The sequence below is a fragment of the Gilliamella sp. W8123 genome (genome assembly GCF_016101085.1).
Taxonomy (GTDB): domain Bacteria; phylum Pseudomonadota; class Gammaproteobacteria; order Enterobacterales; family Orbaceae; genus Gilliamella; species Gilliamella apis.
This window is the reverse complement of sequence record NZ_JACFRE010000006.1, coordinates 160,416-187,409: the sequence shown is the minus strand read 5'-3', so window position 1 is coordinate 187,409 and position 26,994 is coordinate 160,416. Positions and strand designations below refer to the sequence as shown.

30 protein-coding genes and 2 tRNA genes are annotated in these 26,994 nt (G+C 33.2%); 8 read left to right on the top strand and 24 right to left on the bottom strand.

The genetic code is table 11. The features are described from left to right. Positions 1-15: 15 nt before the first annotated feature. The gene (locus H3T56_RS09205; RefSeq protein ID WP_198192751.1) at positions 16-342 is read left to right on the top strand and encodes a hypothetical protein; all 327 of its coding nucleotides are present in this window, start codon (positions 16-18) and stop codon (positions 340-342) included. Positions 343-894: 552 nt separating this feature from the next. Here H3T56_RS09205 and H3T56_RS09200 read toward each other — a convergent pair. The 3 genes from H3T56_RS09200 to H3T56_RS09190 all read right to left on the bottom strand — a co-directional run bounded on the left by H3T56_RS09200 (position 895) and on the right by H3T56_RS09190 (position 5,237). Further along, positions 895-2,319, bottom strand: coding sequence for a hypothetical protein (locus tag H3T56_RS09200; RefSeq protein WP_198192750.1), 1,425 nt, complete (start codon positions 2,317-2,319; stop codon positions 895-897). Positions 2,320-3,283: 964 nt separating this feature from the next. After that, complete coding sequence (locus H3T56_RS09195; RefSeq protein WP_065578075.1) at positions 3,284-3,739, bottom strand: DNA polymerase III subunit chi; 456 nt, start codon at positions 3,737-3,739, stop codon at positions 3,284-3,286. 13 nt (positions 3,740-3,752) lie between these two features. Then, positions 3,753-5,237, bottom strand: a complete 1,485-nt coding sequence (locus H3T56_RS09190) for a leucyl aminopeptidase (RefSeq protein WP_198192779.1) — start codon at positions 5,235-5,237, stop codon at positions 3,753-3,755. A 138-nt stretch (positions 5,238-5,375) separates the two neighbouring features. Between H3T56_RS09190 and lptF the strand changes: the two genes are divergently transcribed. Both lptF and lptG read left to right on the top strand, forming a co-directional pair. Beyond that, complete coding sequence (lptF, locus tag H3T56_RS09185) at positions 5,376-6,479, top strand: LPS export ABC transporter permease LptF (protein ID WP_034903211.1); 1,104 nt, start codon at positions 5,376-5,378, stop codon at positions 6,477-6,479. A gap of 10 nt (positions 6,480-6,489) precedes the next feature. Then, complete coding sequence (lptG, locus tag H3T56_RS09180) at positions 6,490-7,554, top strand: LPS export ABC transporter permease LptG (protein WP_086357330.1); 1,065 nt, start codon at positions 6,490-6,492, stop codon at positions 7,552-7,554. 168 nt (positions 7,555-7,722) lie between these two features. Here lptG and msrB read toward each other — a convergent pair whose 3' ends face one another. From msrB to msrA, 3 genes are all read right to left on the bottom strand, one after another. Beyond that, the gene (gene msrB, locus H3T56_RS09175; protein WP_198192749.1) at positions 7,723-8,160 is read right to left on the bottom strand and encodes a peptide-methionine (R)-S-oxide reductase MsrB; all 438 of its coding nucleotides are present in this window, start codon (positions 8,158-8,160) and stop codon (positions 7,723-7,725) included. A 63-nt stretch (positions 8,161-8,223) separates the two neighbouring features. Next, a complete protein-coding gene (locus H3T56_RS09170) occupies positions 8,224-8,754 on the bottom strand; it encodes a cytochrome b (protein WP_198192745.1) in 531 nt (176 codons plus the stop codon). Positions 8,755-8,757: 3 nt separating this feature from the next. Further along, a complete protein-coding gene (gene msrA / locus H3T56_RS09165) occupies positions 8,758-9,306 on the bottom strand; it encodes a peptide-methionine (S)-S-oxide reductase MsrA (protein WP_198192744.1) in 549 nt (182 codons plus the stop codon). A gap of 153 nt (positions 9,307-9,459) precedes the next feature. Here msrA and H3T56_RS09160 point away from each other — a divergent pair, with 153 nt between their 5' ends. Further along, on the top strand, positions 9,460-9,732 hold the full coding sequence (locus tag H3T56_RS09160) for a DksA/TraR family C4-type zinc finger protein (RefSeq protein ID WP_198192743.1): 273 nt from the start codon (positions 9,460-9,462) through the stop codon (positions 9,730-9,732). A 64-nt stretch (positions 9,733-9,796) separates the two neighbouring features. On the opposite strand, the gene H3T56_RS09155 is transcribed toward H3T56_RS09160, so the two are convergent. Then, positions 9,797-10,459, bottom strand: a complete 663-nt coding sequence (locus H3T56_RS09155; protein WP_086360447.1) for a DUF421 domain-containing protein — start codon at positions 10,457-10,459, stop codon at positions 9,797-9,799. Between the two features lie 144 nt (positions 10,460-10,603). On the opposite strand from H3T56_RS09155, the gene H3T56_RS09150 reads away from it, so the two are divergent. Then, positions 10,604-11,161, top strand: coding sequence for an endonuclease V (locus H3T56_RS09150; protein ID WP_341464071.1), 558 nt, complete (start codon positions 10,604-10,606; stop codon positions 11,159-11,161). Between the two features lie 22 nt (positions 11,162-11,183). On the opposite strand, the gene H3T56_RS09145 is transcribed toward H3T56_RS09150, so the two are convergent. Next, a complete protein-coding gene (locus H3T56_RS09145) occupies positions 11,184-11,723 on the bottom strand; it encodes an HPP family protein (RefSeq protein WP_086362122.1) in 540 nt (179 codons plus the stop codon). A 115-nt stretch (positions 11,724-11,838) separates the two neighbouring features. On the opposite strand from H3T56_RS09145, the gene H3T56_RS09140 reads away from it, so the two are divergent. Then, a complete protein-coding gene (locus H3T56_RS09140; RefSeq protein ID WP_198192736.1) occupies positions 11,839-12,390 on the top strand; it encodes a TetR/AcrR family transcriptional regulator in 552 nt (183 codons plus the stop codon). Positions 12,391-12,642: 252 nt separating this feature from the next. Here H3T56_RS09140 and H3T56_RS09135 read toward each other — a convergent pair whose 3' ends face one another. The 15 genes from H3T56_RS09135 to erpA all read right to left on the bottom strand — a co-directional run bounded on the left by H3T56_RS09135 (position 12,643) and on the right by erpA (position 23,840). Continuing rightward, positions 12,643-13,101 (bottom strand): hypothetical protein, encoded by a 459-nt coding sequence (locus H3T56_RS09135; RefSeq protein ID WP_086319985.1) that lies wholly within the window; start codon positions 13,099-13,101, stop codon positions 12,643-12,645. A gap of 251 nt (positions 13,102-13,352) precedes the next feature. Then, the gene (locus H3T56_RS09130; protein ID WP_198192735.1) at positions 13,353-13,844 is read right to left on the bottom strand and encodes a hypothetical protein; all 492 of its coding nucleotides are present in this window, start codon (positions 13,842-13,844) and stop codon (positions 13,353-13,355) included. 216 nt (positions 13,845-14,060) lie between these two features. Continuing rightward, positions 14,061-14,528: a hypothetical protein gene (locus H3T56_RS09125; RefSeq protein WP_198192733.1), complete on the bottom strand. Its 468-nt coding sequence runs from the start codon at positions 14,526-14,528 to the stop codon at positions 14,061-14,063. Positions 14,529-14,775: 247 nt separating this feature from the next. Beyond that, on the bottom strand, positions 14,776-15,270 hold the full coding sequence (locus H3T56_RS09120) for a hypothetical protein (RefSeq protein ID WP_198192732.1): 495 nt from the start codon (positions 15,268-15,270) through the stop codon (positions 14,776-14,778). Between the two features lie 216 nt (positions 15,271-15,486). Further along, positions 15,487-15,954, bottom strand: a complete 468-nt coding sequence (locus H3T56_RS09115; RefSeq protein WP_198192728.1) for a hypothetical protein — start codon at positions 15,952-15,954, stop codon at positions 15,487-15,489. Between the two features lie 322 nt (positions 15,955-16,276). Then, positions 16,277-18,337: a BglG family transcription antiterminator gene (locus tag H3T56_RS09110; RefSeq protein ID WP_065651935.1), complete on the bottom strand. Its 2,061-nt coding sequence runs from the start codon at positions 18,335-18,337 to the stop codon at positions 16,277-16,279. Positions 18,338-18,388: 51 nt separating this feature from the next. After that, entirely contained in the window at positions 18,389-19,027 is a 639-nt protein-coding gene (locus H3T56_RS09105) for a ketohydroxyglutarate aldolase (RefSeq protein ID WP_065651934.1), read from the bottom strand. A gap of 19 nt (positions 19,028-19,046) precedes the next feature. Beyond that, entirely contained in the window at positions 19,047-19,928 is an 882-nt protein-coding gene (gene dapA, locus H3T56_RS09100; protein ID WP_198192724.1) for a 4-hydroxy-tetrahydrodipicolinate synthase, read from the bottom strand. Beyond that, positions 19,922-20,518 (bottom strand): SIS domain-containing protein, encoded by a 597-nt coding sequence (locus H3T56_RS09095; protein WP_086362265.1) that lies wholly within the window; start codon positions 20,516-20,518, stop codon positions 19,922-19,924. The genes dapA and H3T56_RS09095 overlap by 7 nt, the downstream gene beginning before the upstream one ends. Positions 20,519-20,593: 75 nt before the next feature. Then, positions 20,594-21,853 (bottom strand): PTS ascorbate transporter subunit IIC, encoded by a 1,260-nt coding sequence (locus H3T56_RS09090; RefSeq protein WP_065578058.1) that lies wholly within the window; start codon positions 21,851-21,853, stop codon positions 20,594-20,596. A 17-nt stretch (positions 21,854-21,870) separates the two neighbouring features. Then, positions 21,871-22,161, bottom strand: coding sequence for a PTS sugar transporter subunit IIB (locus H3T56_RS09085; RefSeq protein WP_065578057.1), 291 nt, complete (start codon positions 22,159-22,161; stop codon positions 21,871-21,873). Beyond that, positions 22,154-22,618: a PTS sugar transporter subunit IIA gene (locus H3T56_RS09080; protein ID WP_065578056.1), complete on the bottom strand. Its 465-nt coding sequence runs from the start codon at positions 22,616-22,618 to the stop codon at positions 22,154-22,156. The genes H3T56_RS09085 and H3T56_RS09080 overlap by 8 nt, the downstream gene beginning before the upstream one ends. Positions 22,619-23,119: 501 nt before the next feature. Beyond that, positions 23,120-23,195: transfer RNA gene (locus H3T56_RS09075), tRNA-Gly, on the bottom strand. A 17-nt stretch (positions 23,196-23,212) separates the two neighbouring features. After that, a tRNA-Leu gene (locus H3T56_RS09070) sits at positions 23,213-23,300 on the bottom strand. A gap of 201 nt (positions 23,301-23,501) precedes the next feature. After that, the gene (gene erpA / locus H3T56_RS09065; RefSeq protein ID WP_034903395.1) at positions 23,502-23,840 is read right to left on the bottom strand and encodes an iron-sulfur cluster insertion protein ErpA; all 339 of its coding nucleotides are present in this window, start codon (positions 23,838-23,840) and stop codon (positions 23,502-23,504) included. A gap of 164 nt (positions 23,841-24,004) precedes the next feature. Here erpA and hemL point away from each other — a divergent pair, with 164 nt between their 5' ends. Further along, positions 24,005-25,294, top strand: a complete 1,290-nt coding sequence (gene hemL / locus H3T56_RS09060; RefSeq protein WP_065651931.1) for a glutamate-1-semialdehyde 2,1-aminomutase — start codon at positions 24,005-24,007, stop codon at positions 25,292-25,294. 69 nt (positions 25,295-25,363) lie between these two features. Further along, a complete protein-coding gene (gene bcp, locus H3T56_RS09055) occupies positions 25,364-25,837 on the top strand; it encodes a thioredoxin-dependent thiol peroxidase (protein WP_065578054.1) in 474 nt (157 codons plus the stop codon). Between the two features lie 25 nt (positions 25,838-25,862). On the opposite strand, the gene H3T56_RS09050 is transcribed toward bcp, so the two are convergent. Next, complete coding sequence (locus tag H3T56_RS09050) at positions 25,863-26,948, bottom strand: AI-2E family transporter (protein WP_034903404.1); 1,086 nt, start codon at positions 26,946-26,948, stop codon at positions 25,863-25,865. Positions 26,949-26,994 lie beyond the last annotated feature (46 nt).

Genomic DNA, 26,994 nt, shown 5'->3' with positions numbered 1-26,994 from the left:
ATAAAAGTATAGTGATTGGAAAAAACCATGCAACTTTTTTTGATGGTTTTATTGTTAACTTTTGTAAAGGTGAATGTAATATTACCTCTTAATTACGCCCTTAAAACTAATTTCGGAGAAACTTTAGGGGGATTTTTAGGCTTTAAAAACCCCTCTCCTCAAAAATTTTTTGCTTGTTTGAGTTTCGGACGTTTGTTGTTTTGCGGTTGTTTCTATACGGTGATTACGTCCGAGTTAAGAGGGTTGGCGCGAACCCTCTTTACCATCTCCCGCGGCGACTACGCAAGTGGTCACGATGTGACTGCCTTCCGCCTTCGTTCGGTCTTAACCCACCGGCTGTGATTTGTTCCTGACAAAACACAACCTTGCCAAACATCCCTGTTTGCCATGCTAACCTCTCTCAGTTGTCAGCACATTGCGAATGCCGCTAAATAGGAAGCACTAAACTAATTTCTAAAAATAAACGTTTATTATTAGTAATAGCTGATGTTATAACTAACGTTAGCGATTTATTGGATGGATTTTGGCTTTAAAAACCCCTCTCCTCAAAAATTTTTTGCTTGTTTGAGTTTCGGACGTTTTGTTGTTTTGTGGTTGTTTTTATACGGCGATTACGTCCGAGTTAAGAGGGTTGGCGCCAACCCTCTTTACAATCTCCCGCGGCGACTACGCAAGTGGTCACTGCGTGACTGCATTCCGCCTTCGTTCGGTCTTAACTCACCGGCTGTGATTTGTTCCTGACAAAACACTGCCTTGGCAAACATCCCTGTTTGCCATGCTAACCTCACTCAGTTATCAGCACGTTGCGAATGTCGCGCCCAAAATCGCTTTTTATCGCCCTAACACTATTTTTCTTATCCTTAGCTTCAATACCTAAGAACTAAGAAATAATAGCTAAGGATAGGTACAGACTCCGACGAGCATCGTCAAAATATCGTAATTCGCACTACCCATGTCCCAGCTAATACCAAAAAAGGGATATTTACTATCATTCGTCTTATCACTCGTCAAATAGTAATTCATATAGTAATCAAAGTTGAAGTTGGCACCAGTGTAATCGTTCATATTCCCCCATTCCGAGAAAAATCCTGCACCAATGTGACGCATGTAACTATTAACAGGTGATGAAGGCTTTGCCCCTACTAATTCAGCTTTACCTTGACAACCCCATGCACCTGTTTCCCATGAACCTGTTCGACAAGTCGCATTAGTTAAATCCTTGACCTCTGGGAGACGATATCCAATATTATTACACCAAGATGATATACTAGAATAATCGTACCTACCTTTACCACGATTAACAAACCACTTCTGTAACTTAAATCCATATTTGACCACCGCATTACCATGACTATCACGACCGACTAACTCAAATACCTGCGGTAAAGATGGTTTGTCGATTCTACCTGGATTTTCTGATTGCCATTGCAATTGTGTAGCAACAGGACCTGTTAGGGTGACTCGAACGCGGGTACTTGTTGAATTGGTCATCATCGCCGTAATACCACCATGAGAAACCGGAGCCCAAGATAAGGCCTGATTATTACCAACAATATCTAAATCAAAATACAATTTATTAGCACCAGTAGTCGGGAAGTTTGAACCATAAGACGATGGCGTAAATGATTTTGTTAGAAAACCCTTATCACGGTTCCATATGTTAGCATGACCAGCAAAATTACGTTCATCTTCTACTTCGTCAATGCCCCTGTTACCGCCATATTTTAAATTAGGTCTTGCAAAACAAATCGCTGCCGTTCCCTTAGGTTTAATATAATAAGTGACATTACCTGCCGTAAAATAACTTTCATTAGGCACACCATAACGTGTTTTTAATCTACCGTTAGTATTAGATAAGGTTAGTTTATAAGGAGCTTTATCGGAACAAATAGTCAGTACTTCATTACGGGCAACAGGTTGATTAAATTTATCAACAATCGATAAATTTAAACGACCGGTAGCTGTAATACCATTAACGCCCTGACCATCGCCATCGCCATCATCATCCCCCCAATAATTATACGGTGTGCCAATAAGTGAACTTAATGCAATTGAATTAGTATCCGTTGGTACTAACATACCAATATCATTAAAACTCTGACCAGCAACAGGTAACTCAATAGGATTGTCTATTGAACTATTGTTTGTGGGAGTAAATGCGCTACCATCAGAAAGGGATATCCCGAGTAGCGTTTCGGTATTTGTTACCCGAGTTCGACCTCCATCAAAGGTTAAATATGGGGCGGAGCCATAAATAATATTGGTCGTTTTAGTGGTTAATGCATAATTAGAAAAAGAGATAGACTGTAAAACAACCACGGTTAATACCAAAACCATCGGTCGGGATAAACAGACTAAACCAAGAAATTTTGAAAAATTTTGCTGAAATTTCGGAAATTTGGGAAATTGTCGAAATAATAAACTGCAGTGAAATAATAAACGATGTGAGCTTAACTTTAGAGAGGTGAAATTATAGGTTGGGCAGGTTGCGTGTTGCGTGTTGAAAATTATAATCCATATCAGATATCCTTGTCAATCCAATTTTATGATTTATTTAAAATTTTAAGCCTAATGGCATAAAATTTATCCATTCGTATAAATATGCTATAAAAGTATAGTGATTGCAAAAAACCATGCAACTTTTTTTGACGGTTTAATTGTTAACTTTTGTAAAGGTGAATGTAATATTATGTCTTAATTACTCGCTTAAAACCAATTTCGAAGAAACTTTAGGGGGATTTTTAGAGCTTAAAAACCCCGTTCCTCAATTTTTTTTGGTTCTTTATTTTTTGGATTGTTTGAGTTTCGGACGTTTGTTGTTTGGTGACTAGTTCTATACGGTGATTACGTCCGAGTTAAGAGGGTTGGCGCGAACCCGCTTTACAATCTCCCGCGGCGACCACGCAAGTGGTCACGATGTGACTGCCTTCCGCCTTCGTTCGCTCTTAACGCACCGGCTGTGATTTGTTCCTGACAAAACACAGCCTTGGCAAACATCCCTGTTTGCCATGCTAACCTCACTCAGTTGTCAGCACATTGCTAATGTCGCTAAATTAAATACACCAAACTTATTTGCCAAAATAAACTCTTATATTTATAGCAAGCTAATTTTAGTTTTAAAACCGATTTCGGGGAAACTTGGGCGGGATTTTGGCTTCAAAAACCCCGTTCCTCAAAATTTTTTTTGAAAATAATCGCAGTATTTATCCTGAATTTACTTTAAAAACTAGCTGTATCATATTTCTATAAACTAGTTGGTTAAAGTCAATTTTTGGCACTTGGGTCATCGACATGTAATTGGAATAGTTTTGAGATTAAAACCTGCTTCTTTATAAGCTTTATATCTTTCCCTTGCTAACGATTTTTGTTGGTCGTCGACAGGAACAAAATCGATAATATCACGATAAACACCGGCAAATTCGGGAAATTGTTGTTGTAGGTTTATTAATAAATGTCGTGCACCACTACTACGCTTTTGTGGCCAGCAGATTTCAACTGGCGATCCACCTTTTAACCCTTCACCAGCAAGGTTATGTGGAACAAAATCATCGGTATCAAGTTGCCATAAATATTCATCAATTCGCTCAGCTTGCGCTTGATCTTGGCAAGCAACCAGCACACGCTGTTTGCTGTGCCATGCTTCAACAATTTTTTCGCAGGCTAATTTTTCTTGAAATAATACCCCAGCATCATTAGCTGGGGTTGGGTTTTCTAGTAAATAGAAAATCACTTTTTTCATGATGTTTATCTACTTATTTTTGATCAAGTAAGTATTGAATTAACATGGCAACCGGTCGGCCTGTCGCACCTTTGTTGGCTCCTGATTTCCAAGCTGTACCGGCAATATCAAGATGGGCCCATTGATATTTTTCAGTAAAGCGAGATAAGAAACAAGCAGCAGTAATTGTACCGCCATCTCGACCACCAGCATTAACAATATCAGCGCAAGTCGATTTGATTTGTTCTTGGAAGTCACTATCTATTGGTAAAGACCATGCTTTATCACCGGCTTTATTTGATGAGTTAACAAGTTGTTCCACCAATTGTGGATTGTTACCCATTACCCCTGTGTAATGATGACCAAGAGCCACAATACAAGCACCGGTTAATGTCGCAATATCAATGACAGCTTTTGGTTTGAAGCGCTCAACATAGGTTAAGGTATCACATAATACTAAGCGGCCTTCAGCATCAGTGTTAATTACTTCTACAGTAATACCTGACATGGTCGTTAAAATATCACCTGGGCGATAAGCATTACCATCGGGCATATTTTCACAACCAGCCATTACACCGACGACATTGATTGGCAATTTGAGCTCGGCTACTGCTTGCATTACGCCAAATACGGTTGCTGCACCACACATATCATACTTCATTTCGTCCATACCAGCAGAAGGTTTAATAGATATACCGCCTGAATCGAAGGTTAACCCTTTACCGACTAATACATAAGGCTGGGCTTTTTTGTCTTTAGTGCCATGGTATTCAATCACCGTCATAATTGATTCATTAGCAGATCCTCGCCCTACAGCTAAATAAGCATTCATGTTGAGTTTTGCTAATTCTTTTTCGCCAAAACAGGTGACTTTTAAATTAGTATGTTGTTGACCTAAACTTTTACCCTGTTCAGCTAAGTATTTAGCATTACAGACATTCGATGGCATGTTAGCTATATTTTTTGTGCTACTAATAGCTTTGGCAATAATTTGCCCTTGCGATAATTGGCCTTCAACTTGGTTGATTGTCTTTTTGTCGCCATAAAGTAGTGTCAATTTTTGTAGGCTCGGTTGTTTTGATTTTGTTGATTTGAATTGGTCAAAACTGTAGGTTAATTCGCTGGTAATTTGTGGCAATTGCTTAGCGATTTCACTACATATAGCTGGATTGAGAGTTAGAATATCCCAACAAATATTTTTAACTTTTTTGGTGGTTAGCTCTTTAATTGTAGCTTGAATCACTTTTTTGGCGGCATTTAAATCAAAACTTTTCGCTTCACCACATCCTACAACTAATATTTTTTGTTTGGTAGCATTGGCCGATGAATATAAAAATGTAGTTTTACCTAACTCACCACTAATATCACCTGATTTTATCAATTGGCTAATCAAACCATTATTTACGTTATCTATCTCTTTGATTAAATTAGATTGTGTTTTGTCTGATTGGACAGTAATAACTAAACATTCTTCTTTTTGTTTAATGATAGATGTACTGTTTTTGATTGCGTATTGCATAGGGTTCTCTTGTAAGATATTGAATGTGAATAGTAACATTTTATCGGTTCATTAAACGATAGCAACAAAAAGATAACGAAATAGTGCAAATCGGATTATAATAGTGGGATTTGATAAGACGGATAGATAGGTAAAAACGTGATAATTCGCCGATATTTAATTAAAGAGACAATGAAAACTCAAGGAGCAATATTGTTTATATTATTGCTGATTTTCTTTTCTCAAAAATTAATAAAAATTTTATCCAGCGCAATCGATGGTAGCATTCCTCGAGATTTGATTATGCCATTATTAGTGTTAGGTGTATCAAATATGGCTGATCTTATCTTGCCATTAAGTCTTTTTTTAGGTGTGCTTGTTACCTTTGGCCGGCTTTATTCTGATAGCGAGATGGTCGCGATGCATGCTTGTGGTGTAAAAAAGAGACTTAACTATCAAGTCGTATTTTTACTTTGTGTAATGACATGTACGTTGACTGCACTTAATAGTCTTTGGTTTGGTCCTTGGTCTAGCGTAAAACAAGATCAATTAGTTGAGAACGCAAAAATTAATCCAAGTTTAGCCGGCCTACTTGCAGGACAATTTCAACAAACACCGGATGGCAATTCAGTCATTTATATTGGCAATGTCGATAACAACAAGTTAGACAATGTATTTATTGCCCAGATCAATCCTAGAAATAATCAGCGCCCTTCTATCATTATTGCCAATAAAGGAAAAACAGCAGAAGATGCCGATGGTAATCAAATTATTACCCTTGAAGATGCTAATCGTTATGAAGGTACTGCCCAGCTAAAAGATTTTCGTATATCAAATTTTCATAACTATTTGGGGATCATAAAACCTAAAGAATTAGATACAAATGTTGATGATGATAAAGCTGATGTGCAACAATTAGGGTTATTTGAATTACTGCAGAATCCTAGTGCGAAAACCCGAGCAGAATTTTATTGGCGCTTGACGCTAATTATTTCGGTTCCTTTAATGGCTTTTTTAGTCATCCCATTAAGTGTTTCAAATCCTAGGCAAGGTAGACTGGCACAGATTTTACCGGCACTATTACTTTATCTAGTCTATTTTTTACTTTCTAGTTCGATTAGAGCTAATGCCGGGAAAGGCCGACTAGATCCTGCTTTATGGTTTTATCTCATTAATATGGGTTATTTTATTCTAGCTTTAATCTTAAATTGTTGGGATAACTTATTTATGCGTAAACTTCGTTTAAAATATAGTGCATTATAAGGGGAAAACGATGTTTTCGATTTTAGACCGTTATATTGGTAAAACTATTTTAAATACTATTGGAATTTGCTTATTTTTGTTAATTAGTCTTTCCGGTATTATTCGTTTTATAGATCAGCTCAGAAAAATAAAAGAAGATTATGATGCATTTTCCGTTGGTTTCTATTCTCTACTTATGGTGCCAAAAGATTTAGAAGTATTTTTTCCTATGGCGGCTCTATTAGGAGGTTTAATCGGTTTAGGCATATTAGCCTCACGCAGTGAGCTAATTGTCATGGAGACATCGGGCTTTAGTCGCTTTAAAATTGCTTTAGCCGTCATGAAAACTGCCTTACCTTTAGTTATTTTAACTATGGCCATTGGCGAATGGGTTGCACCAATTAGTGAGCAAACGGCTCGCAATATGCGTTCAGAAAGACTTTATGGTAATTCATTATTAGCTCGGCAAGGTAGTTTATGGGCTAAAGATGGTAATGACTATGTCTATATTGGTCATGTTGATAATGACAGTTCAATATCTAATATTGATATTTATAGCGTGGATAAAAATAAACTGCTTTCGATCACCCATGCTAACAGAGGTGTCTTTGAAAATAATGTTTGGACTCTGTCAGAAATTGAAAAAAATGACTTAACCAATCCCGAACAAATAACGAGTATCAATTCGTTGACAATGCAATGGAAAACCAATATTACTCCCGATAAATTAAGTATTGTCGCCTTTGATCCAGACTCTTTATCTGCATCTGGTTTATACCAATATTCGCAGTATTTGAAAGATTCTGGGCAAGATACCAAATATTATGACCTATTATTTTGGAAAAAACTGATTAAACCTGTGTCAGTAGCAGTGATGTTACTTTTGGCTTTATCTTTCATTTTTGGCCCATTACGTAGTGTTTCAATGGGGGTTAGAGTGATTATTGGTATTAGTTTTGGATTTATTTTCTATATTGCCGATAATCTTTTTGCTCAAGTCAGTATTGTAATGGGGATCTATCCTATTGTAGGTTCAATGCTAACCAGCTTAGTATTTTTATTAATTAGCTATATTTTATTTAAGCGCAAGAATTAGCTTATTTATGAAAATTATCATTGCTGATTAAAAATGGTATTGGCATATACGATGATCTGAGATATGCCAATATTATCTTTCATATCAATCAAATAAAACGTTCTCAACAAATATAGAAAAATCTACTCATATATTTGTTAATTTTAAGTAGAGATTCATTAAATTAATTTAGTTAAACAACCTTAAATATTCACCATAACCCTGCGTTTCAAGTTCTTCTTTTGGGATAAATTTCAATGCAGCAGAATTAATACAATAACGTAATCCACCTAACGCTGCAGGGCCATCAGTGAATACATGACCAAGATGGGAGTCAGCGTCTGATGAACGCACTTCTATCCGGTTCATGCCGTGACTGTTATCTTCTTTTTCTATAATTTGTTGCTGATTAATCGGTTTAGAAAAACTGGGCCAACCACAGCCAGAATCAAACTTATCTAATGACGTGAATAGAGGTTCCCCTGAGACAATATCAACATAGATACCTTCTCGATGGTTGGCATTGTATTGGTTGTCAAATGGGGGCTCAGTGCCATTTTGTTGAGTAACATGATATTGCATAGGTGTTAATGCTGCTATAGCCTTATCTTTCAGTGAGTTATTCATGATTTATCTGCCTCACGTTACGTTATAGATGATGCTATTAATATTAGCAATTTTAAATTTATGTTAATCGTTACTGCCCAACATTGATTGTAGTACTTTATCTTTAAGCCAAAAATAATGATACAACGCACCTAATATATGAATAATAACCAATATTGCTAAAGCGTAAGCAGTGATTAGATGCATTGAATGAAACATTTGATGTAGGTTATTTGACATATCAATAGCAGGAATCGATATTAACCCAAAAACATTAAGATCTCTCCCACTCATTAAATACCCCGATAAAGGCACAATAAATAGTAACAGATAGATAAATCCTTGAGTAGATTTTGACAATATCCGTTGCAGTTTTTGCTCTTTAGGTAAAACATCTGGTACACCTTGGTCTCGAATTACTACTATTCGCCATATCATTAATAGCCAAACAACAACGCCCAAAGATTTATGCAATAAATAAACAATTGGCATACCGCCTAAAATATTCGACATTGTCACTTTAGCTAAAAGCAGTAAAGTGACAATCACGATCAACAAAGCTGATGACCAATGGATCCATTTTTGTTTACTGCTATACTGTGGATAACTTTGCATTGCTTACTCACTTTTTGTTGCTGGCTTATCTTGCCAATTGTCAGCAATAAAATTGGCTCGTCCAGATAAGCGATAATAACGATTGTAATGTTCGGGTTGTTTTTTATAGTAATCTTGGTGGTAATCTTCAGCTGGATAAAACGTTGTTGCCGGCTCTATAGCAACATTAATTGGATGATTAAATCGTTTACTTTCTTCTAATGCTTGTTTAGATGCGATTGCTTGCTGCTGTTGAAATTTATTATGATAAAAAATTACAGGTCGATAAGAATCTCCCCGATCAGCAAACTGTCCTTGTGAATCAGTTGGATCTATTTGTTGCCAAAAAATGTCGAGTAATTTTTTATAGCTGATCATAGTTGGGTCAAACGTTATCTGTACCGCTTCAGTATGACCAGTATTGCCGTGGCAAACTTGTTGATAAGTGGGATTTACCGTGTGGCCTCCGGTATACCCAGAAATCACACTAATCACTCCTTCATATTTGTCGAAAGGTTTTACCATACACCAAAAACAACCACCGGCAAATGTTGCTTGTTCATATTGTTGCATAAAAACCTCCAATTAAATGATTTTAATAGAAATGATCTTTATTTTAAAACACAACACTTACTTTTGCTTGATAGATATGGGGTTATATTACTTGAAACTGGTCAAATAATCACCATATTATTAATCTAATGTAATTGTTTAGGAGGTGAAATAATGGCTAGTGGCTGGGCATCTGATGATGCTGTTAACCAACAAATTGAAAGCACAATTATTGATGCTATTGAACTTGCCAGACGCCAACTAAAACACGATAAGCCAAGTGCCGAGTTTTGTGTTGAATGTGGTGATGCTATTGCAAAAGCAAGACAAATTGCTCTACCGGGCGTGCAATACTGTTTAGCGTGTCAGCAAGAAATTGACAAGCAATTGGCAAAATCGGCCATGTTATACAATCGTCGTGGCAGTAAAGATAGTCAACTTCGATAATAAGTTTCCAATAAGAGGGGCGTCAAGTTTCGCCCTCCCCCTTTTTATTTTGCATTTTTCATTATTATTTTTTACTTTCTGATTTTGACTTACGAACGTCATCGTAAGGGTAAACCAATAATTTATCGTCAAACCATTCAGCACAAAAGATCTCGTTGATATCTTTATATCCTTGTTTTTTAATTTCATGCTTAAGCCAAGTTTCACTTTTATGTAATTGTTCAAGATTGTCTTGGCTAATAGCTCCATTTTCAATCACCAATACCGCGATATCTTTGTCACCTTTTTTGATAATGGTTAGTGATCCATTTAATTCGTACCAAACTTGTTTTAATTCACTAAAAGCACAAATTCCTTGAATATTAACCAACGTTTCGAAATCTCTAACCGGTAGATTTGCTTTAATAAAATTTTCAGAGAGTAGATGACCATTTTTAACTAGTTGTATTGGCTCACCGTCGATGGCATCGCGTAATTTTGAGTTTTTAGATTTGATGAATCGAACTAAAATAAGCAGTCCTGCCCAAATCGCTACGGCGCCAGCTGATTCCCACGCTGAAACATTAGCATTGAGTAACGTTCCCCCTACCAACGCACCAATAACCATGCTACCAACTTGATCTAATTGCGACATCGGCGCTATTTGGCTTTTACCAGATAATTTGACATAAATAAGTAAAATAATAAGTGCAACTAAAAATTTTGGTGCCATTTCGAGTAAATACATTACTAACCTCCTAGTGTCGATCTAATTTAAACGACCAATGTTTTTGGCGTAATTGGATCAATAACAGTTAACAAGATGTATCAGGAACTAAATTTTTATTTATTTGAAACAAACGACAAATTGTTTTTTAATAGTGAGATATATATGAGAGCAGTGCTATTCTACTCTAAAAAGGAATTTAAAAAAATGATACTTGCAATAGATGTTTACTATTTAGATGATAAAGCGAAAACCGTCGGTATTTTGTTTGAGCAATTTACTGATAGTATTAAGGAGATAAAATCCGTTATCACTGATTACCAATCAAATGTTGCCCCATATCAATCAGGCCAATTTTATCAACGTGAATTACCATGCATATTAGCGTTATTGTCTCACGTCGATCTCAATACAATTGATGCGATTATTGTTGACGGTTATGTTCATTTAAATGACGGTAAGCTTGGTTTAGGTGGTCATCTATATCAAGCCCTTGATAAAAAGATACCTATTATTGGTGTTGCTAAAAAGTCCTTTGCTGATAATAGTCAATATGTGATAGAAGTGACACGCGGCCAAAGTAATAAGCCGTTATATGTCACGTCATTAGGAACAGCATTAACCAAAGCAGCACAAGACATTAAATCGATGGCAGGCAAACATCGCATGCCAGATTTACTTACCTACTTAGATCAACAAACTAAGTTGTTTAAATTTGAGTAGTCTTCTGTTCACTAACAATAGATTAAGACTCTTTTTTACTACTGAATAATGCCAACCAATAAATTGGCCAATGAGTTTTATTGAAAAGATTATTAATTATATAAGCAATAGCAACTAATATTACTGCGCCAGACAACACCGGAAATAAAAGAAAAGTAAAATCATAATCTATTTTATCCGCTGTTAGTAAAATAACCAATGGATTAGCACCGGCTGGTGGATGCACCGCTCGAAAATATTGCATTGCAACAATTGCAACCCCCACGGCTGACGCAGCAACAATTATATCGTTACCGAATAGTTTAAGAAAAACTAGCCCAACAAAAGCCGATATCAAATGGCCAAAGATAACATTTCTTGGTTGCGCTAATGGCGACTGAGATACGGCAAACAATATCACACAACTAGCCCCAAATGGTGCCATGATATAAGTGTAACCAGTTAAATGGCTTAAGCCAATAAGACACAATATAGAAACAAAACCACCTATCAAGCTTTGCAATAATTCAATATTTTTAGGCTTTGTCGGTAACTTTTCCTTGCTGAAAAAAAATGATTTCATTATTCTTTTATCCTATTAAATGAGTAAAATATATGTACAACACCAAAAATGAACAACTCTGTACACTTTTATATTAGTACAGATCTGTTCATATATCAAACTCTTTGGATCAAAAATGAAGAAAACACCTAAATTAATAGCGAATACAGCTGAACAACTCTTTTATCAAAAAGGATTTGCAAATGTCGGAGTTGATGAGATACGAGACGAATCAGGTTGCTCTAAAACAACGCTATATAAACATTTTGGTAATAAAGATAACTTAATTTTTGAGGTTTTGAAGATAAGGAATTTACGCTTTCAACAAGATCTTAGCACGGCGATTAAAGATCTCGACCAAAATGATGCAATCATTCAGATATTCAAATGGCACCTAACTTGGTTTAAGCAAGATAATTTTAATGGCTGTTTATTTATAAGAGCAAGCGAAGAGCTTCATCATGATCAGGCTATCAAGCAACTAGCGATTGAACATAAGGAATTTATTCGTCAACTCATTAGTCAACAACTCCCTCAAACGCCCCAACATATAACTTTAACTAACCAATTAATGGTAATACTAGAAGGATTACTTAATATTAGTGTTGTCTACAAAGATGATAAAACACTTTATGATGCGATGATTAATGATAGTTTTGCTTTAATTACCAGTCTTCTTTGTAACTAATAGGTAAACATACTCAATTTTATAGCTATTAAAGTAGTTATAAATGTGAATAATAAATTAGAATTTACTGAAAATATTATCCAAATTAAGTTAAATAATATGGAATAATTATTGATTATAGAAAACGAACCTTATTCAAAGGATGCAAGCAGTTATTTTGCATATTTTTATTAGCCAACAAATATGCAAAATTTTACAATTTAATTTATATCTATTACTTTCCGGGCTCTATTGAGAAAATCCTAAAACATTTTATTCATTATAGAGTTTATAGCTTTTTATCCATTTATCGATCGCTTCTTGATAATTGCTAATATCATACTGTTTAGCATTAATAATCGATGAACATCTATTATGCGGAAATAATAGATAACTATAATCTAAACTTAAATCTTCTCTACCTTTTTTTTCATTATCTTTTATTTGAGCGTAAATATTATCCATTTCTTTTGGGGCTTCTTTATCATCAAGATAATCTCTAGACATACCCCAAAACGCTGATAAAGAATATGCTCTTGCTGGCATTTGCTCTAAAAAATCTCTATAACATTGTGCATAAATTTCACAATATGAATAATGATTAGCTTCACAATATCTCGTTGCTTCAGTAGTTACAAAATATCGCATTCTCTTATCTATATCACCATAAATACAGCCAGATAATAATATTACTGTTGCTAAAAGAGAAAAACTGTAACCTAATATTCTCATAAATAAATCCTAATTATCCAATATCATCTTGATATGTCCTTATTTAACTATTTTTATAGCATACCCTAAATTAATCGTATAATTGCTAACAAATTTTTGATATTTTTGTGGAGTTTTTTTAAGATCTGTAATTATAATCAACACAATTATTAATCTAACGTCCAGCATTGGTTGCTTTAGATTGGTTAATGATTTCTAATTAAAGCGTTCAACTCAAATAATATTAATACTTTTTTATATTAAAATTCCTATTACATATCAAAATTTTTCATTATTATTTTGCTTTTCTTTTCGTATAACATTTTATCAATATAATTTTGATGACGAGTAATATCATATGACTTAGCATTAATTATTGAGGAACATTGATTATGAGGATATAACATAGCGCTATAATTGAAAATAGAATATTTATCATTCTTTTCTTCACTATCTTTTAATTTAGAATAGATGATATCCATCGGATTTTTCTGGGTATTGAATTTGTTTTGTTCCGATTCAGACATTACATTTAATAGTAAGCTAAGTGTATATTGTGCGTCCTGATTTAATTGATTGAAAATATTGATATAGCATTTGCTATAGATTTCACAGTAAGAATAATTGCTAGCCTGACAAGATTTAGTCAATTTATCCTTAATCTCAATTCCAGCTTTTTCCTCTAACTTTTCATAATTTGAACTACATGCACTAAGTAATAACAATGGTGCTAGAATAACAATTTTACACCTTAATATATTCATTTTAATCTCCGTTTAAATTGCCATCAATAAATGAGAAAAGTATTTATTTTTCTAACGTTTATTAGGTAATAAATTTTATAATATTAATTATATTTATTACTTTTTCATAAATTAATACTGTTAAAATTCTAAGACGATCTTAGTATCTTTATTTTTAAATTTGTATTTTTCAACGCTACGATTGGTAACAATATTTTAGTAATTAAGAATGAGTAATTATTTATTATTGAGTTTATTGCGCATTATTTTTTGCTGGATCGCTTCTTGATAATTGGAAATATCATACGGTTTAGCATTAATAATCGATGAACATCTATTATGCGGAAATAATAGATAACTATCATCTAAACTTAAATCTTTTCTATCTTTTTTTTCATTGTCTTTTAAATTAGCATAAATCTTGTCCATTGTTTTTTGGGAATCTTGTTTATTATCAAGATCTTGTATTGCTGATAAAGGTAGCATTAAGCCTAATGAATAATATGACCCTGCATTTATTTGATCTAAAAAATCTCTATAACATTGTATATATATTTCACAATACGAATAATGATTAGCTTCACAATATCTGGCCGCCCCAATAGTTATAGAGTCTCGCTGTCTTTTATCTATATCCCCATAAATACAACCAGTTAATGATATTACTGTTGCTAAAAGAGTAAAACTGTAACCTAATATTCTCATAAATAAATCCTAATTATCCAATATCATCTTGATATGGCCTTATTTAACTGCTTTTATAGCATACCCTAAATTAATCGTATAATTGCTAACAAATTTTTGATATTATTGTGGAGTTTTTTAAGATCTGTAATTATAATCAACACAATTATTAATCTAGAGTCCGGCATTGGTTGCTTTAGATTGGTTGATGATTTCTAATTAAAGCGTTCAACTCAAATAATATTAATACTTTTTTATATTAAAATTCCTAATAAATATCAAAATTTTTCATTATTATTTTGCTTTTCTTTTCGTACAACATTTTATCAATATAATTTTGATGACGAGTAATATCATATGATTTAGCATTAATTATTGAGGAACATTGATTATGAGGATATAACATAGCGCTATAATTGAAAATAGAATATTTATCATTCTTTTCTTCACTATCTTTTAATTTAGAATAGATGATATCCATTGGATTTTTCTGCATATTAAACGTATTTTGTTCCGATTCCGGCATGATATTAGATAGTAATTTGAGTGTATATTGCGCGCTTTCATTCAATTGATTGAAAATATTGATATAGCATTTGCCATAGATTTCACAGTAAGAATAATTGTTAGCCTGACAAGATTTAGTCAATTTATCCTTAATCTCAATTCCAGCTTTTTCCTCTAACTTTTCATAATTTGAACTACATGCACTAAGTAATAACAATGGTGCTAGAATAACAATTTTACACCTTAATATATTCATTTTAATCTCCGTTTAAACTGCCATCAATAAATGAGAAAAGTATTTATTTTTCTAACGTTTATTAGGTAATAAATTTTATAATATTAATTATATTTATTACTTTTTCGTAAATTAATACTGTTAAAATTCTAAGACGATCTTAGTATCTTTATTTTTAAATTTGTATTTTTCAACGCTACAATTGGTAACAATATTTTAGTAATTAAGAATGAGTAATTATTTATTATTGAGTTTATTGCGTATTATTTTTTGCTGGATCGCTTCTTGATAATTGGAAATATCATACGGTTTAGCATTAATAATCGATGAACATCTATTATGCGGAAATAATAGATAACTATCATCTAAACTTAAATCTTTTCTATCTTTTTTTTCATTGTCTTTTAAATTAGCATAAATCTTGTCCATTGCTTTTTTGGAATCTTGTTTATTATCAAGGTCTTGTATTGCTGATAAAGGTAGCATTAAGTCTAAGGAATAATATGACCCTGCATTTATTTGATCTAAAAAATCTCTATAACATTGTATATATATTTCACAATACGAATAATGATTAGCTTCACAATATCTGGCCGCCTCAATAGTTATAAAGTCTCGCTGTCTTTTATCTATATCCCCATAAATACAACCAGTTAATGATATTACTGTTGCTAAAAGCGTAAAACTGTAACCTAATATTCTCATAAATAAATCCTAATTATCCAATATCATCTTGATATGTCCTTATTTGATTACTTTTATAGCATACTTTAAATTAATTGTATAATTTCTAATAGAATTTTGATAATTACGTAACAGAGAGGGGTTGAAAAAATACAGTATTTGAATAGCAACGGAATCTTTTAATAACTTAACTTTAGACTTTCAAATCCAGATATCGATTGTTCTTTGATCCAATATTACCAACTGTATAAAAATGATTTAAAGCATATTTTTAGTTATTGTAGAGTAAAGCTCCTTTAAATAGTTATAAAAAATTTTGAGGAGCATACTTTTTTTGAATTACTTAAGGAAATCGAGATTTTATAAATGTCAGGATCTCCTTTGCTTGAGTTGCAGTGTTTAATATTTCATAAAAATCGGGCATCTCAAGCAAAGCAACCAGCTCTGACATTGCGTTAATATGGCTAGTCTTATTAACTGCTGCTAAAGTAAAAATATATTGCGTAGGAATTTTATCATTCTTAAAAATAATTGGTTTTTTCAATACTGTTATACTTAACGACAGAGAGTTAACACCATCTTCTGGTTTAGCATGAGCAAGAGAGACATTTTTGGTTATCAAAAAACTGGTTCTATTTGAATTAACATTTTCAATAATTTTCTCTATGTAACTTCGGTTGATATAGTTCTTTTGTAATAATGGCAATGCAGCTGTAAATAAGGCACTTTGCCAATCGTTAGCAGAGACATTTATTTGAATCAAATCTTCTTGGATCAAATGGCGAATGCCTAAACTTTGATTTTCTATGGTGGTATTTTTATCTGTTTTATAAAAATACTGATAAAGCTCTTTTTTAATACCATTTTCATTGGAAATTGTACCGTATTTTTTAAAAATATCGAGCAAATCAGTTATTTTTGGATAGGTCAAATAAGAGTTAATTTGCGAATAAACGCGTTCCAGCAATAAATACTCTTCTTCATCGGACATGATTGGCGATACGATAAAAAACGGTTTATTTTGGTTATAAAAAACCAAATTATTTACAGTACTAAAGATTATATCGAAAAAATTAGTCAGCTCTAAGGCTTCGGCAGTTTCCATTGGCCCTAAAAATAGAAAATCAGGGAAAAGAAACTTTAATCTATTATAGACAATTGAAGAACTGCCAATACCATTTTGACAAATAATTACGGCAACGATTTGCTGATTGGTTGATATTTTATTTTCGTCTAGAATTGCCGCAAAATAGATGGTTAAAAAAGATATTTCATCATCTGGAATATCATTATTAATGATCGGATAGATAACTTTTAAGGTTTCTTTTACAATCAAAAATAGTTTATTAAACTCTTCTTTTACTTTATCTAAAATTGGATTAATGATTGGCAAACGAAAAAGTATTCGGTAATACGCGGGTCTAAAATGGCTATAGAGTTTTTTCGAAATATCATCATTGTTATCAAATTTTATGCCTAAAAGCTGCTCAAATCTCGATAGAATAATTTGTACAATATTTAAAATCAGCTCCTGATCTACTGTCTTGATATCACGATTCCCTACCGAATTGCCCAGTAATAGAGAAGTTAAGTATTGCACTTCATAACTGTTATCATCTATTTTATATAATTTCAGCAATTCTGATGATATATGATACTCTTTCAACTTTATTATGATTTTATTTGGCATTGAAATAACCGGAATATATTCCAGTTTTTTAGTCATTCTTGGCAATAGGAATATCACTGTATAGATAAATTCTTTTTTCCTCTTTTCACCTAATAAAATTTCATTTTTTAGCATAATTTCATTGATATCGTTTTTGATATCAAGGTAGTCAACCTTCTCTTGGTTTAAGAAAAGATCATATAGGAATGTATCATCTAAATTATTGGATAAATCTTTGAGTAAATTTCTGAGAAAAAAATTACGGATCGATAATTCATCTCCAACCAACGAATAACCTTTTTCTCTAGTATAAGTGATTAAAATGTCTTCGGAACTTAATAAAAGTTCTAGCTGTTTGATATCATTGTTTAAAGTTGTTTTACTAATATTTAATGCTGATAAAAAATGTAATGAAGAAAGATAAGTATTTACATGATAGAGCAACATTAAAAAAATATATTTTTGTCTTTCCTCTGTTGAAAAAATATAATTTTTGCCAATTTTTCCGTTAATTAAATTCTTAATTAGAAACGCTTTACTTTTATCAGGCAAAGAGTAATACAGAGCATTTTGAACAACCATACTTTGTTCATTTGAAGAGAGGTATGCATTAATTTTTAAAATTGAATAATGTAATTGTCGTTTAGTTATATTCAATAAATTCAATAAATACTCCTGATCACAAGATTTTTCAATCAAAGTGAGGATAATTTTCTTTGAATTTAAGTCAATCATACCTTCTTCCTTACTAAAAATATCAATGAATTACATAATTTATTAGTAATATCACGGATGTTTTTCCTTATATTTCTTTAATGCATTTGCAAGGCTAATTGCATTTTTACTTATTTCCTCAACCGATCCTTTAGTTAATAAGGAACCAATACCAATACATTCAATATCCGTATTGAGCCAATCATCAACATTTTCTAACGTAACGCCACCCGAAGACATAATAGGCACATAAGGCATCGGTGTTTTAATGATATTAACTAAAGATTTGCCATAATAATTTGAAATAGGAAAAGCTTTGATCATAGCCGCACCATTCTCTAAAGCTGTGACAATTTCTGTCATGGTGGTACAACCAGGCATATAGGGTATTTGATAACGATTGCAAATTTTGCAGACTGCTTCACTATAATTAGGTGCTATGATAAATTTGGCGCCAGCAAGAATTGCTAATCGAGCGGTTTCACTATCCAGAACTGTCCCTGCGCCAACTAAAATTTTGTCACCGTATTCTTGGTTAAGTTGCTGAATTATTTGCCCAGCGTTATTGTTTGTGTAACTAATTTCTACACAATCAATACCACCGGCTAAAATACCCTCAATGATTTCTTGTGCTCTTTTGAATGTTTCAACTCTAGCTATCACTAAAAATTTACTTTGTTCTAACCGAGTAAGTATATTGGTTTTAAACATGATAATTCCCCTGCTCTATTTATAAGTGATAATAGTTCTTTATCGTATTGACTATGTCTTGGTTATCATTTGGATTCGTGACAGGTAAAACAGGTAATCTAGGTAGGCCAACTTCAATACCAGTTAAAGATAAACTTTGTTTAAGAACAGAAGGAATGGAAGCATATTTTAAAATCCGGCGAAATTCTTCAAGAGATTGTTGCCATTGTTCAGCTTTATCTAAATTACCGGCAATAAATTGCTTATATATTTCAACATTGTTGGTGGTTAGTAAATTAGATGTAGCTGAAATAGCACCAGTAGCACCTATTTTCAATGCTTTAAGAATAAGGGAGTCAGAACCAGAAAGAACCGAAAACTCATTTCGAGATGTATTATCTATATAGCCAGCAATATTATTAATATCGCCACTACTATCTTTTATACCAATGATATTACTGATTTTAGACAGTTTAGAAACTAGCTCAAAGGATAAATTAATTCCGGTATTTTTAGGTATATTATAAAGCACTATTGGAATAGCAAGGTTTTCGGCAATCATTTGATAATGATTATATAATTCATTTTCTTTCAATGAAACAAAGTACGGCGTAATTACCGATAACGCATCCACCCCGACAGCTATCATTTGTTTACCCAGTTTAATGACTTCGTCAGTAGAATTACCACCAGCGCCAGCATAAACCGGAACTCTTTTAGCCACTATTTCTACAACTTTTTTAGCAAATTTAATTTTCATATCATTTTCTATGACATGAAATTCGCCATTGGTTCCTAATACAAAAATACCTTGAACACCATTTGCAATTAATTTTTCAATTAAAATTTCTGTTGCTTTAATATCAATATTTCCAGAGGATTCGAATGGTGTAACCATTGCAGTTATAATTCCATTTAACATACTTTTCCTCCTCTTATAGAAGCACCTAAACTGCCACCTGGATGCCATTGATAATACATATTTTCGGTTAGACCTACGGATTCTTGAAGTTTTATTGATAAACACTGCAAAATAATGACTTCAGCAAGTATTGATATTCGAGGAGGTTTATTTAAGTTGTCCCCTTCTTGTTTTACTCCAGCAAATAAAAATATGTCACAATGCTGCGCTAACCAAGAATTGTTATTCCCAGCAACACCGATAATTTTTGTACCTAGTTTTTGCAAAGTACAAATTGCTTTTTTTAACTCTTCAGTTTCACCACTATTGGAAATCGCAATCACGATATCACCAGGTAAAACTTGCCCTGCCGAACCATGAATAGTTTCAGTTCCATCTAAAAAATAAGCAGGTATTCCTATTGATGAGAATAATGAAGCAATATAATGAGCAACATAAGAAGGTTTACCGATTCCTGTGACATGTACCCGACTGCCTTCATTTTTTTTGCTGATAATTAAATCCTTTGCTTTATTTAAATTTTCTTCACCAATATATTTAATATATTCTGACAATTCCGATTTGATACAATCAATATATTTTTCTAACATACAATTCCTCTACTTACGCAATGGTTTGAAAAAGATGATTACTTTTCAAATCATCTTTAATCAAACCCTCATACATTACATGGTGAAATGAAGTATTTTTTCCAATAAAATACCCACAACGTTGTAGTCAATATTTGGGAAGGTTGAGCCTTCTATTCCCATATTGCCAAATATCGGATATAAAACGGTAGGTAAAAAGGCTAACAAGAGTCCAACCACAAAAGAACCTAACATAGCGCCACGCCAGCCACCTGTTGAATTACCAAATACACCTGCGGTACCACCAGAGAAGAAACAGATATGAGCAGCAGGAATAATGACAACTGGAAAATCCAATGCAACCATTATGGTTACACCAACTAAACCAGCAGCATAAGAACAAAGGAAACCGATAATTACAGCAGTTGGCGCAAAAGGAAATACAGTTGGGACATCCAACGCAGGACGTGAGTTTGGAATGAATTTTTCAGAAATAGAGACGAATGCAGAGGTGATTTCTGCTAAGAACATTCTTACACCAGTCATTAAAATTGACATTCCTGCAGTAAAAGTAAATGCTTGAATGAAAGGAAATACTAACCAATGTACTTTACCAGCTAATCCTTGAGTAAAGGTTTCACCAGCTTTAAATGCCGAAATATAGAACAAGACGAGCATAACAACTGCAACACCCATTAAAAAATCGCGGAAGAAAGATAACCATTTAGGGAAATGAATATCTTCTGTTGTTTTGTCGCTATATTTGCTAAATACCTTACCTAATAAACCAGAAAGTGCATATCCGAACATATTAAAATGACCGATTGCTTGCACATCACTGCCAGTAATTCTTCGCATAAATGGTTGACATAATTGTGGCAATGCACTTGAAGCGAAACCTAAAATCGTTCCACCGATTAAAATTGCTGCAGTATTAGATAAACCATAAGATTTTAGGATTAGTGATAATACACAAGCAAAGAATAGACTATGACCAGTGGTGAAGAAGATATTTTTAAATGGAGTGATTCTGGCAAAAACTAAATTCATTGCAAAACCTAATATTAGCGTAACAGAAGTCACTAAAGCATATTCTGTTTGCGCCATACCAGCAGCTGCTTCTGGTGATGCAACGATACCAACAATATGGAAACCTTCTTGAAATAATTTATTAAAATTTTGTAGAGCACCTGTCATAAGAGCTCCACCAGCACTAAAAATTAAAAAACCAATGGTTGTTTTAAATGTGCCAGTAAAAACTTCTACCAACTGTTTCTTTTGGGCTAATAAGCCAACAAACGCAACTACGCCGAGTAAAACAGCTGGAGTGCTAAGAAAACTAATTATAAAATCCATTTTAGACCTCTTATAAATTAAATTAATCCATCTTCTTTAAGAGCAAGCTCTAATTTTTCTTTTATTTCATTTTTATCCATAATATTTTTGATTCCGATAATACGTTGTGGAAGATTTTTCTTTTCTAAATCTTCGGCAACATCAGGTAACGTAATGATATATTTACCATTAAATCCAGGAACACCATCTAATGAAGAGTGTTCAAGGGCAATTGGAAAGGCATTTTCTTTGATGACTTCATTCAATTTAATTTTTAACATTAAACTTGACCCAACTCCTGCACGGCAGGCAACTAATGCTTTAATCATTTTCTATACTCCTTTCAAAGTTTTCTAAAAAATCTATAAAATCGTGCGGTTTTTTCACATCTTGTATAAAAGCCAAAAATTTCTCATCACTAAACAAAGATGCTAATTCTGATAATGCGGATAAATGATCATCTCCCGTGGGTGAACTTAAGCTGAACAAAAACTTGACTGGGTCATTGGCTGAATTTCCTGAAACGATAGCGTTCTTCAGTCTGGTAAATCCTATAGCAAGTTTTTTAGCGCCAGAATCCGATGGAGCATGAGGGATAGCAATATTTTTGGTAATGACAATATAAGGACCAATTTCTCTTAATATAGAGATAACTTTATCGACGTAATCTGTCGTAACAGCTTCATCAATAACTAATGGTGACATCGCTAATTCTATTGCTTCCTCAAAGCTACTAGCTTCAATATCAAGTTGAATATAAGAAGCTTTGATAAGTTTAGTTAACAAAGGTTTTCTCCTTTTACAAAATCCATTTCAATTTGATTATACGAAGGCCTTGATATTAGACAATGATTATTGGGATTACTTTTTGTTGAGAAAAAACAAATAAAAAACAAAATGTGACTCGTAAAAATAAAAAATAGATAATCGGAGATGCTGACTAAGAATTTTATTGCTACAAACAAAAGGTCAAGTCAGTCAAATTTATCTAGATTGAGCTTGATATTGATTGTTCATCTTGAACTTAGAGGAGATTAATTGCCGAATAATGACAGAATAACTAACGTTCATAGAGGATATTAAAATAATAGAATTGCCTTGTTAGAGAACTTTTTATGTTTAAATATAAGCAAAAATTGAGAATTACTAGTCCAATATGATTGTAGAATCGAAACTATTCACACCAATATTATAGAATTAACAATATGTTGATAATCTTTTAGAGGAAAATATTAGATAAAATAATCGGATTATTTCTTTATTATTGAATCTTTTGATATTTGAAATTGGAGCGGGAAACGAGGTTCGAACTCGCGACCTCAACCTTGGCAAGGTTGCGCTCTACCAACTGAGCTATTCCCGCATGAGAAGTGTTTTAAATGGTGCCCGGGGCGAGACTTGAACTCGCACGGCCAAAAAGGCCGAGGGATTTTAAATCCCTTGTGTCTACCGATTTCACCACCCGGGCGCAAAACTTAGTTCCGAAAGGTAACTGCGTTTTGGATGCTGTGCATTTTACCGATCTTAATTTTTACGTCAATAGAAAATTTAAAATAATTGTCTAATTGCTCAATGTTTGTCACATTTAAGGGAATTTTTAATCAATTCCCTTAAAATTCAGTTTTTCTAGGATTAAAAATCAAAATTTTGATTAATAATCTGACTTAAATTAAACACTAAAAGAAGAACCACAACCACAAGTAGTAGTTGCATTCGGATTATCAACGACAAACCGTGAACCTTGTAAACCTTCAATATAATCTATGGTACCACCAACTAAATATTGCAGGCTCATTGGGTCAATAATCAAAGATACACCATTTTTTTCAATAGCGAGATCGTCTTCATTTACTTTTTCATCAAATGTGAAACCATACTGAAAGCCACTACAACCACCACCAGTTATATAGACTCTCAATTTTAGATTCGGATTTTCTTCTTCTGTTACTAAAGATTTAACTTTATTTGCTGCCGCATCAGTAAAGTTAATTGGTAACGCATCGCTCATTTTATTCTCCTACTTTTATTACTGTTATATTATATACCCATGAAAAAAGAAAATACAAAGCGAAAACGTCGATTAGATAAATTTGCGTTAGCTAGCTTGAATTTAACTTAATTTTGTGAATAAATACCACTACCTTACCCTTACCTATAGAGATAATCTCGATTATGCATACATTTAAATCTGAAAAACTTTACCGTGAAGCATTAGCTTTTATGCCTGGTGGCGTTAACTCACCTGTACGAGCCTTTAATGGCGTTGGTGGTACGCCATTATTTATCGAAAGGGCTGATGGTGCTTATATTTATGATGTTGATCAAAAAGCTTATGTTGATTATGTTTTATCGTGGGGGCCGATGATTTTAGGTCATAATGACCCTGATGTTGCCGATGCGGTTATTAATGCGGTACGTAATGGATTAAGTTATGGTGCACCAACTGAGATTGAAACTAAAATGGCTAATCTGGTGACAGAACTGATGCCATCTATTGAGATGTTGCGTATGGTAAATTCAGGTACTGAAGCAACCATGAGTGCTATTCGCCTTGCTCGAGGTTATACCGGCCGTGACAAAATTATTAAATTTGAGGGCTGTTATCATGGTCATGCGGATTATTTATTAGTTAAGGCTGGTTCAGGAGCACTAACTTTTGGTCACCCTACTTCACCTGGTGTTCCTGAAGATTTTGTTAAAAACACTTTAGTTTGCGATTATAACGATTTAGAGTCCGTCAAAAAACAATTTGAGCTGTATCCCAACGAGATAGCGGCAATAATTATTGAACCAGTTGCTGGTAATATGAATTGTGTACCAGCTAAAAAAGCGTTTTTACAAGGACTAAGAAGCTTATGCGATAATTATGGTGCATTACTTATTATTGATGAAGTAATGACAGGTTTTAGAGTTGCTTTAGGTGGTGCTCAAGAATACTATGGCGTTGTCCCAGATTTAACTTGTTTAGGTAAAATCATTGGAGGCGGAATGCCTGTAGGCGCTTTTGGTGGTCGTTCGGAAATAATGCAAAAATTAGCACCAACTGGCCCAATTTATCAGGCAGGTACACTTTCTGGTAATCCAGTTGCAATGGCGGCCGGTTATACTACTTTGAAAAAATTAATGGATGTTGGTATTTATCAGGAATTAGAAGAGAAAACTTCTTACTTAGTTAATGGCCTGTTATCTGCTGCAAAACGTTTTAATGTTCCTTTTATTGTCAATCATGCCGGAGCTATGTTTGGTTTTTTCTTTACAAATGCTGTAGAAGTGAGCAGTTATAAAGATGTTATGAATTGTGATATTGAATTATTCAAAAAATTCTATCATCATATGCTCGCTGAAGGTGTTTATTTTGCACCATCCGCTTTCGAAGCAGGTTTCATGTCACTTAGGCACACAGATAAAGAAATCAATCATACGATTGATGTAGCTAGTCATTTTTTTAAAAATTTAAGTTAAGTTGATAAAATAAAGTAATTTATACCCATAGCGATTAAAATTTTAAACTAAAACATAGGTAATAAATTTATGGTTAATCCGATAAAAGAAGGTGAAGAAGCACCTCAATTTTCTCTACCTGACCAAGATGGTGAACTAGTAAGTTCCAATGATTTTGAAGGTCAGCGAATTTTGCTCTATTTTTACCCAAAAGCTATGACACCAGGTTGTACAGTACAAGCGTGTAATTTACGTGATAGTGCTGACGATTTTAAAAAATATAATGTAGTTGTTATTGGTATTAGTACAGATAAACCAGAAAAATTATCACGTTTTGTTGATAAAGAATTATTAAATTTTACCCTACTTTCCGATGAAGATCATAAAACTTGTGACGCTTTTGGCGTTTGGGGTGAAAAAGAATTTATGGGGAAAACTTATGACGGAATTCATCGCATAAGTTTCTTGATTGGTAAAGATGGCAAGATCGAAAAAGTTTTCGATGATTTCAAAACCGCCAATCATCATACCGTGGTTTTAGATTATCTTAAAAACCATTGTTAATTTTTAACTAAAGCCGATTATTTAATTAATCGGCTTTTTTTTCGCTTTTTATATTATTTATCTCTTCAAGATTTGGCCATGCATTAATAATGGCTTTAACTAATGTCGCAAGCGGTATGGCAAAAAATACCCCCCAAAATCCCCATAAACCTCCAAATATAATGACAGCAACAATAATCACCAATGGATGAAGATTGAGTTTTTCCGAAAACAGATAGGGAACTAATAAATTACCATCAAGGGCTTGAATTAGAATATAGAAGAAAATTAAATAACCAAATTGTGCCGTGAAGCCCCATTGGAAGAGTGCGATTAACACCACCGGAATACTAGAGATAATAATACCAATATAAGGGATCAGTACGGAAAGCCCAACTAAAACAGCTAATAGTAAACCATAATCTAAACCAAAATACCAAAATGGGATATAAACACAGATACTTAATATAACAATATGTAAAACATTACCGACTATATAGTTGGAAATTTGCATATCCATTTCAGAGGCGACTTTATTTAATATGGTACGATTCTTCGGTAATGCCTTAGAACAGTAACCCCATATTTTCGCTTTATCTTTCAATAAGAAGAACATAATAATTGGCACTAATACTGCATTAATGGCGACTGATACTAAACTAAATAAAGAACTAATTGAAAACTGTAATAGTGAATTGCCTGTTTGCACAACTCTACTGGTTATACTCTGAATTATTGAATCGAATAGACCAACATCAATTAATTCAGGATAGTGTTCTGGTAAAGATGTAATAAATTTATTTGCAAAATTCAACATATTAGGAATATTAGTGATTAAGCTAACACTTTGTTGCCAAATTAAAGGTAATAAAATCATAATGGCGGTTAATCCGACAAACATAAATAGTAACAGTACAATCACGACGGCTAATGTATGAGGAACCTTTTTGCGTTGCAAATAATTAACCGGTCTATCGAGTAAATAAGATAAAACAATAGCAATTAAGATAGGCAGTAAAATTTTATTGAAGAAATAGATGATAAAAAATAACACAATGATAACAAACAGTAACGATACCACATGAGGATCGCTAAAGCGTTTTTTGTACCATTCAATAAACAATTTTAACATCTATTACTCCTTATTGTTTTATTAGTTTATTTGTTGTTAATTAAGC

Coding starts and splice junctions, on each gene's coding strand:
- erpA (WP_034903395.1), bottom strand. CDS start 23,840: ATGAGCGATGCGTTACCAATTAACTTTACTGATGCGGCAGCAAATAAA.
- H3T56_RS09120 (WP_198192732.1), bottom strand. CDS start 15,270: ATGAATATATTAAGGTGTAAAATTGTTATTCTAGCACCATTGTTATTA.
- dapA (WP_198192724.1), bottom strand. CDS start 19,928: ATGTTAAATGGAATTATAACTGCAATGGTTACACCATTCGAATCCTCT.
- H3T56_RS09110 (WP_065651935.1), bottom strand. CDS start 18,337: ATGATTGACTTAAATTCAAAGAAAATTATCCTCACTTTGATTGAAAAA.
- H3T56_RS09135 (WP_086319985.1), bottom strand. CDS start 13,101: ATGAGAATATTAGGTTACAGTTTTTCTCTTTTAGCAACAGTAATATTA.
- bcp (WP_065578054.1), top strand. CDS start 25,364: ATGGTTAATCCGATAAAAGAAGGTGAAGAAGCACCTCAATTTTCTCTA.
- H3T56_RS09105 (WP_065651934.1), bottom strand. CDS start 19,027: ATGTTTAAAACCAATATACTTACTCGGTTAGAACAAAGTAAATTTTTA.
- lptG (WP_086357330.1), top strand. CDS start 6,490: ATGTTTTCGATTTTAGACCGTTATATTGGTAAAACTATTTTAAATACT.
- H3T56_RS09160 (WP_198192743.1), top strand. CDS start 9,460: ATGGCTAGTGGCTGGGCATCTGATGATGCTGTTAACCAACAAATTGAA.
- H3T56_RS09130 (WP_198192735.1), bottom strand. CDS start 13,844: ATGAATATATTAAGGTGTAAAATTGTTATTCTAGCACCATTGTTATTA.
- H3T56_RS09140 (WP_198192736.1), top strand. CDS start 11,839: ATGAAGAAAACACCTAAATTAATAGCGAATACAGCTGAACAACTCTTT.
- H3T56_RS09095 (WP_086362265.1), bottom strand. CDS start 20,518: ATGTTAGAAAAATATATTGATTGTATCAAATCGGAATTGTCAGAATAT.
- H3T56_RS09145 (WP_086362122.1), bottom strand. CDS start 11,723: ATGAAATCATTTTTTTTCAGCAAGGAAAAGTTACCGACAAAGCCTAAA.
- H3T56_RS09085 (WP_065578057.1), bottom strand. CDS start 22,161: ATGATTAAAGCATTAGTTGCCTGCCGTGCAGGAGTTGGGTCAAGTTTA.
- H3T56_RS09155 (WP_086360447.1), bottom strand. CDS start 10,459: ATGTATTTACTCGAAATGGCACCAAAATTTTTAGTTGCACTTATTATT.
- H3T56_RS09150 (WP_341464071.1), top strand. CDS start 10,604: ATGAGAGCAGTGCTATTCTACTCTAAAAAGGAATTTAAAAAAATGATA.
- H3T56_RS09125 (WP_198192733.1), bottom strand. CDS start 14,528: ATGAGAATATTAGGTTACAGTTTTACTCTTTTAGCAACAGTAATATCA.
- msrB (WP_198192749.1), bottom strand. CDS start 8,160: ATGAATAACTCACTGAAAGATAAGGCTATAGCAGCATTAACACCTATG.
- H3T56_RS09170 (WP_198192745.1), bottom strand. CDS start 8,754: ATGCAAAGTTATCCACAGTATAGCAGTAAACAAAAATGGATCCATTGG.
- hemL (WP_065651931.1), top strand. CDS start 24,005: ATGCATACATTTAAATCTGAAAAACTTTACCGTGAAGCATTAGCTTTT.
- H3T56_RS09050 (WP_034903404.1), bottom strand. CDS start 26,948: ATGTTAAAATTGTTTATTGAATGGTACAAAAAACGCTTTAGCGATCCT.
- H3T56_RS09190 (WP_198192779.1), bottom strand. CDS start 5,237: ATGCAATACGCAATCAAAAACAGTACATCTATCATTAAACAAAAAGAA.
- H3T56_RS09090 (WP_065578058.1), bottom strand. CDS start 21,853: ATGGATTTTATAATTAGTTTTCTTAGCACTCCAGCTGTTTTACTCGGC.
- H3T56_RS09195 (WP_065578075.1), bottom strand. CDS start 3,739: ATGAAAAAAGTGATTTTCTATTTACTAGAAAACCCAACCCCAGCTAAT.
- msrA (WP_198192744.1), bottom strand. CDS start 9,306: ATGCAACAATATGAACAAGCAACATTTGCCGGTGGTTGTTTTTGGTGT.
- H3T56_RS09115 (WP_198192728.1), bottom strand. CDS start 15,954: ATGAGAATATTAGGTTACAGTTTTACGCTTTTAGCAACAGTAATATCA.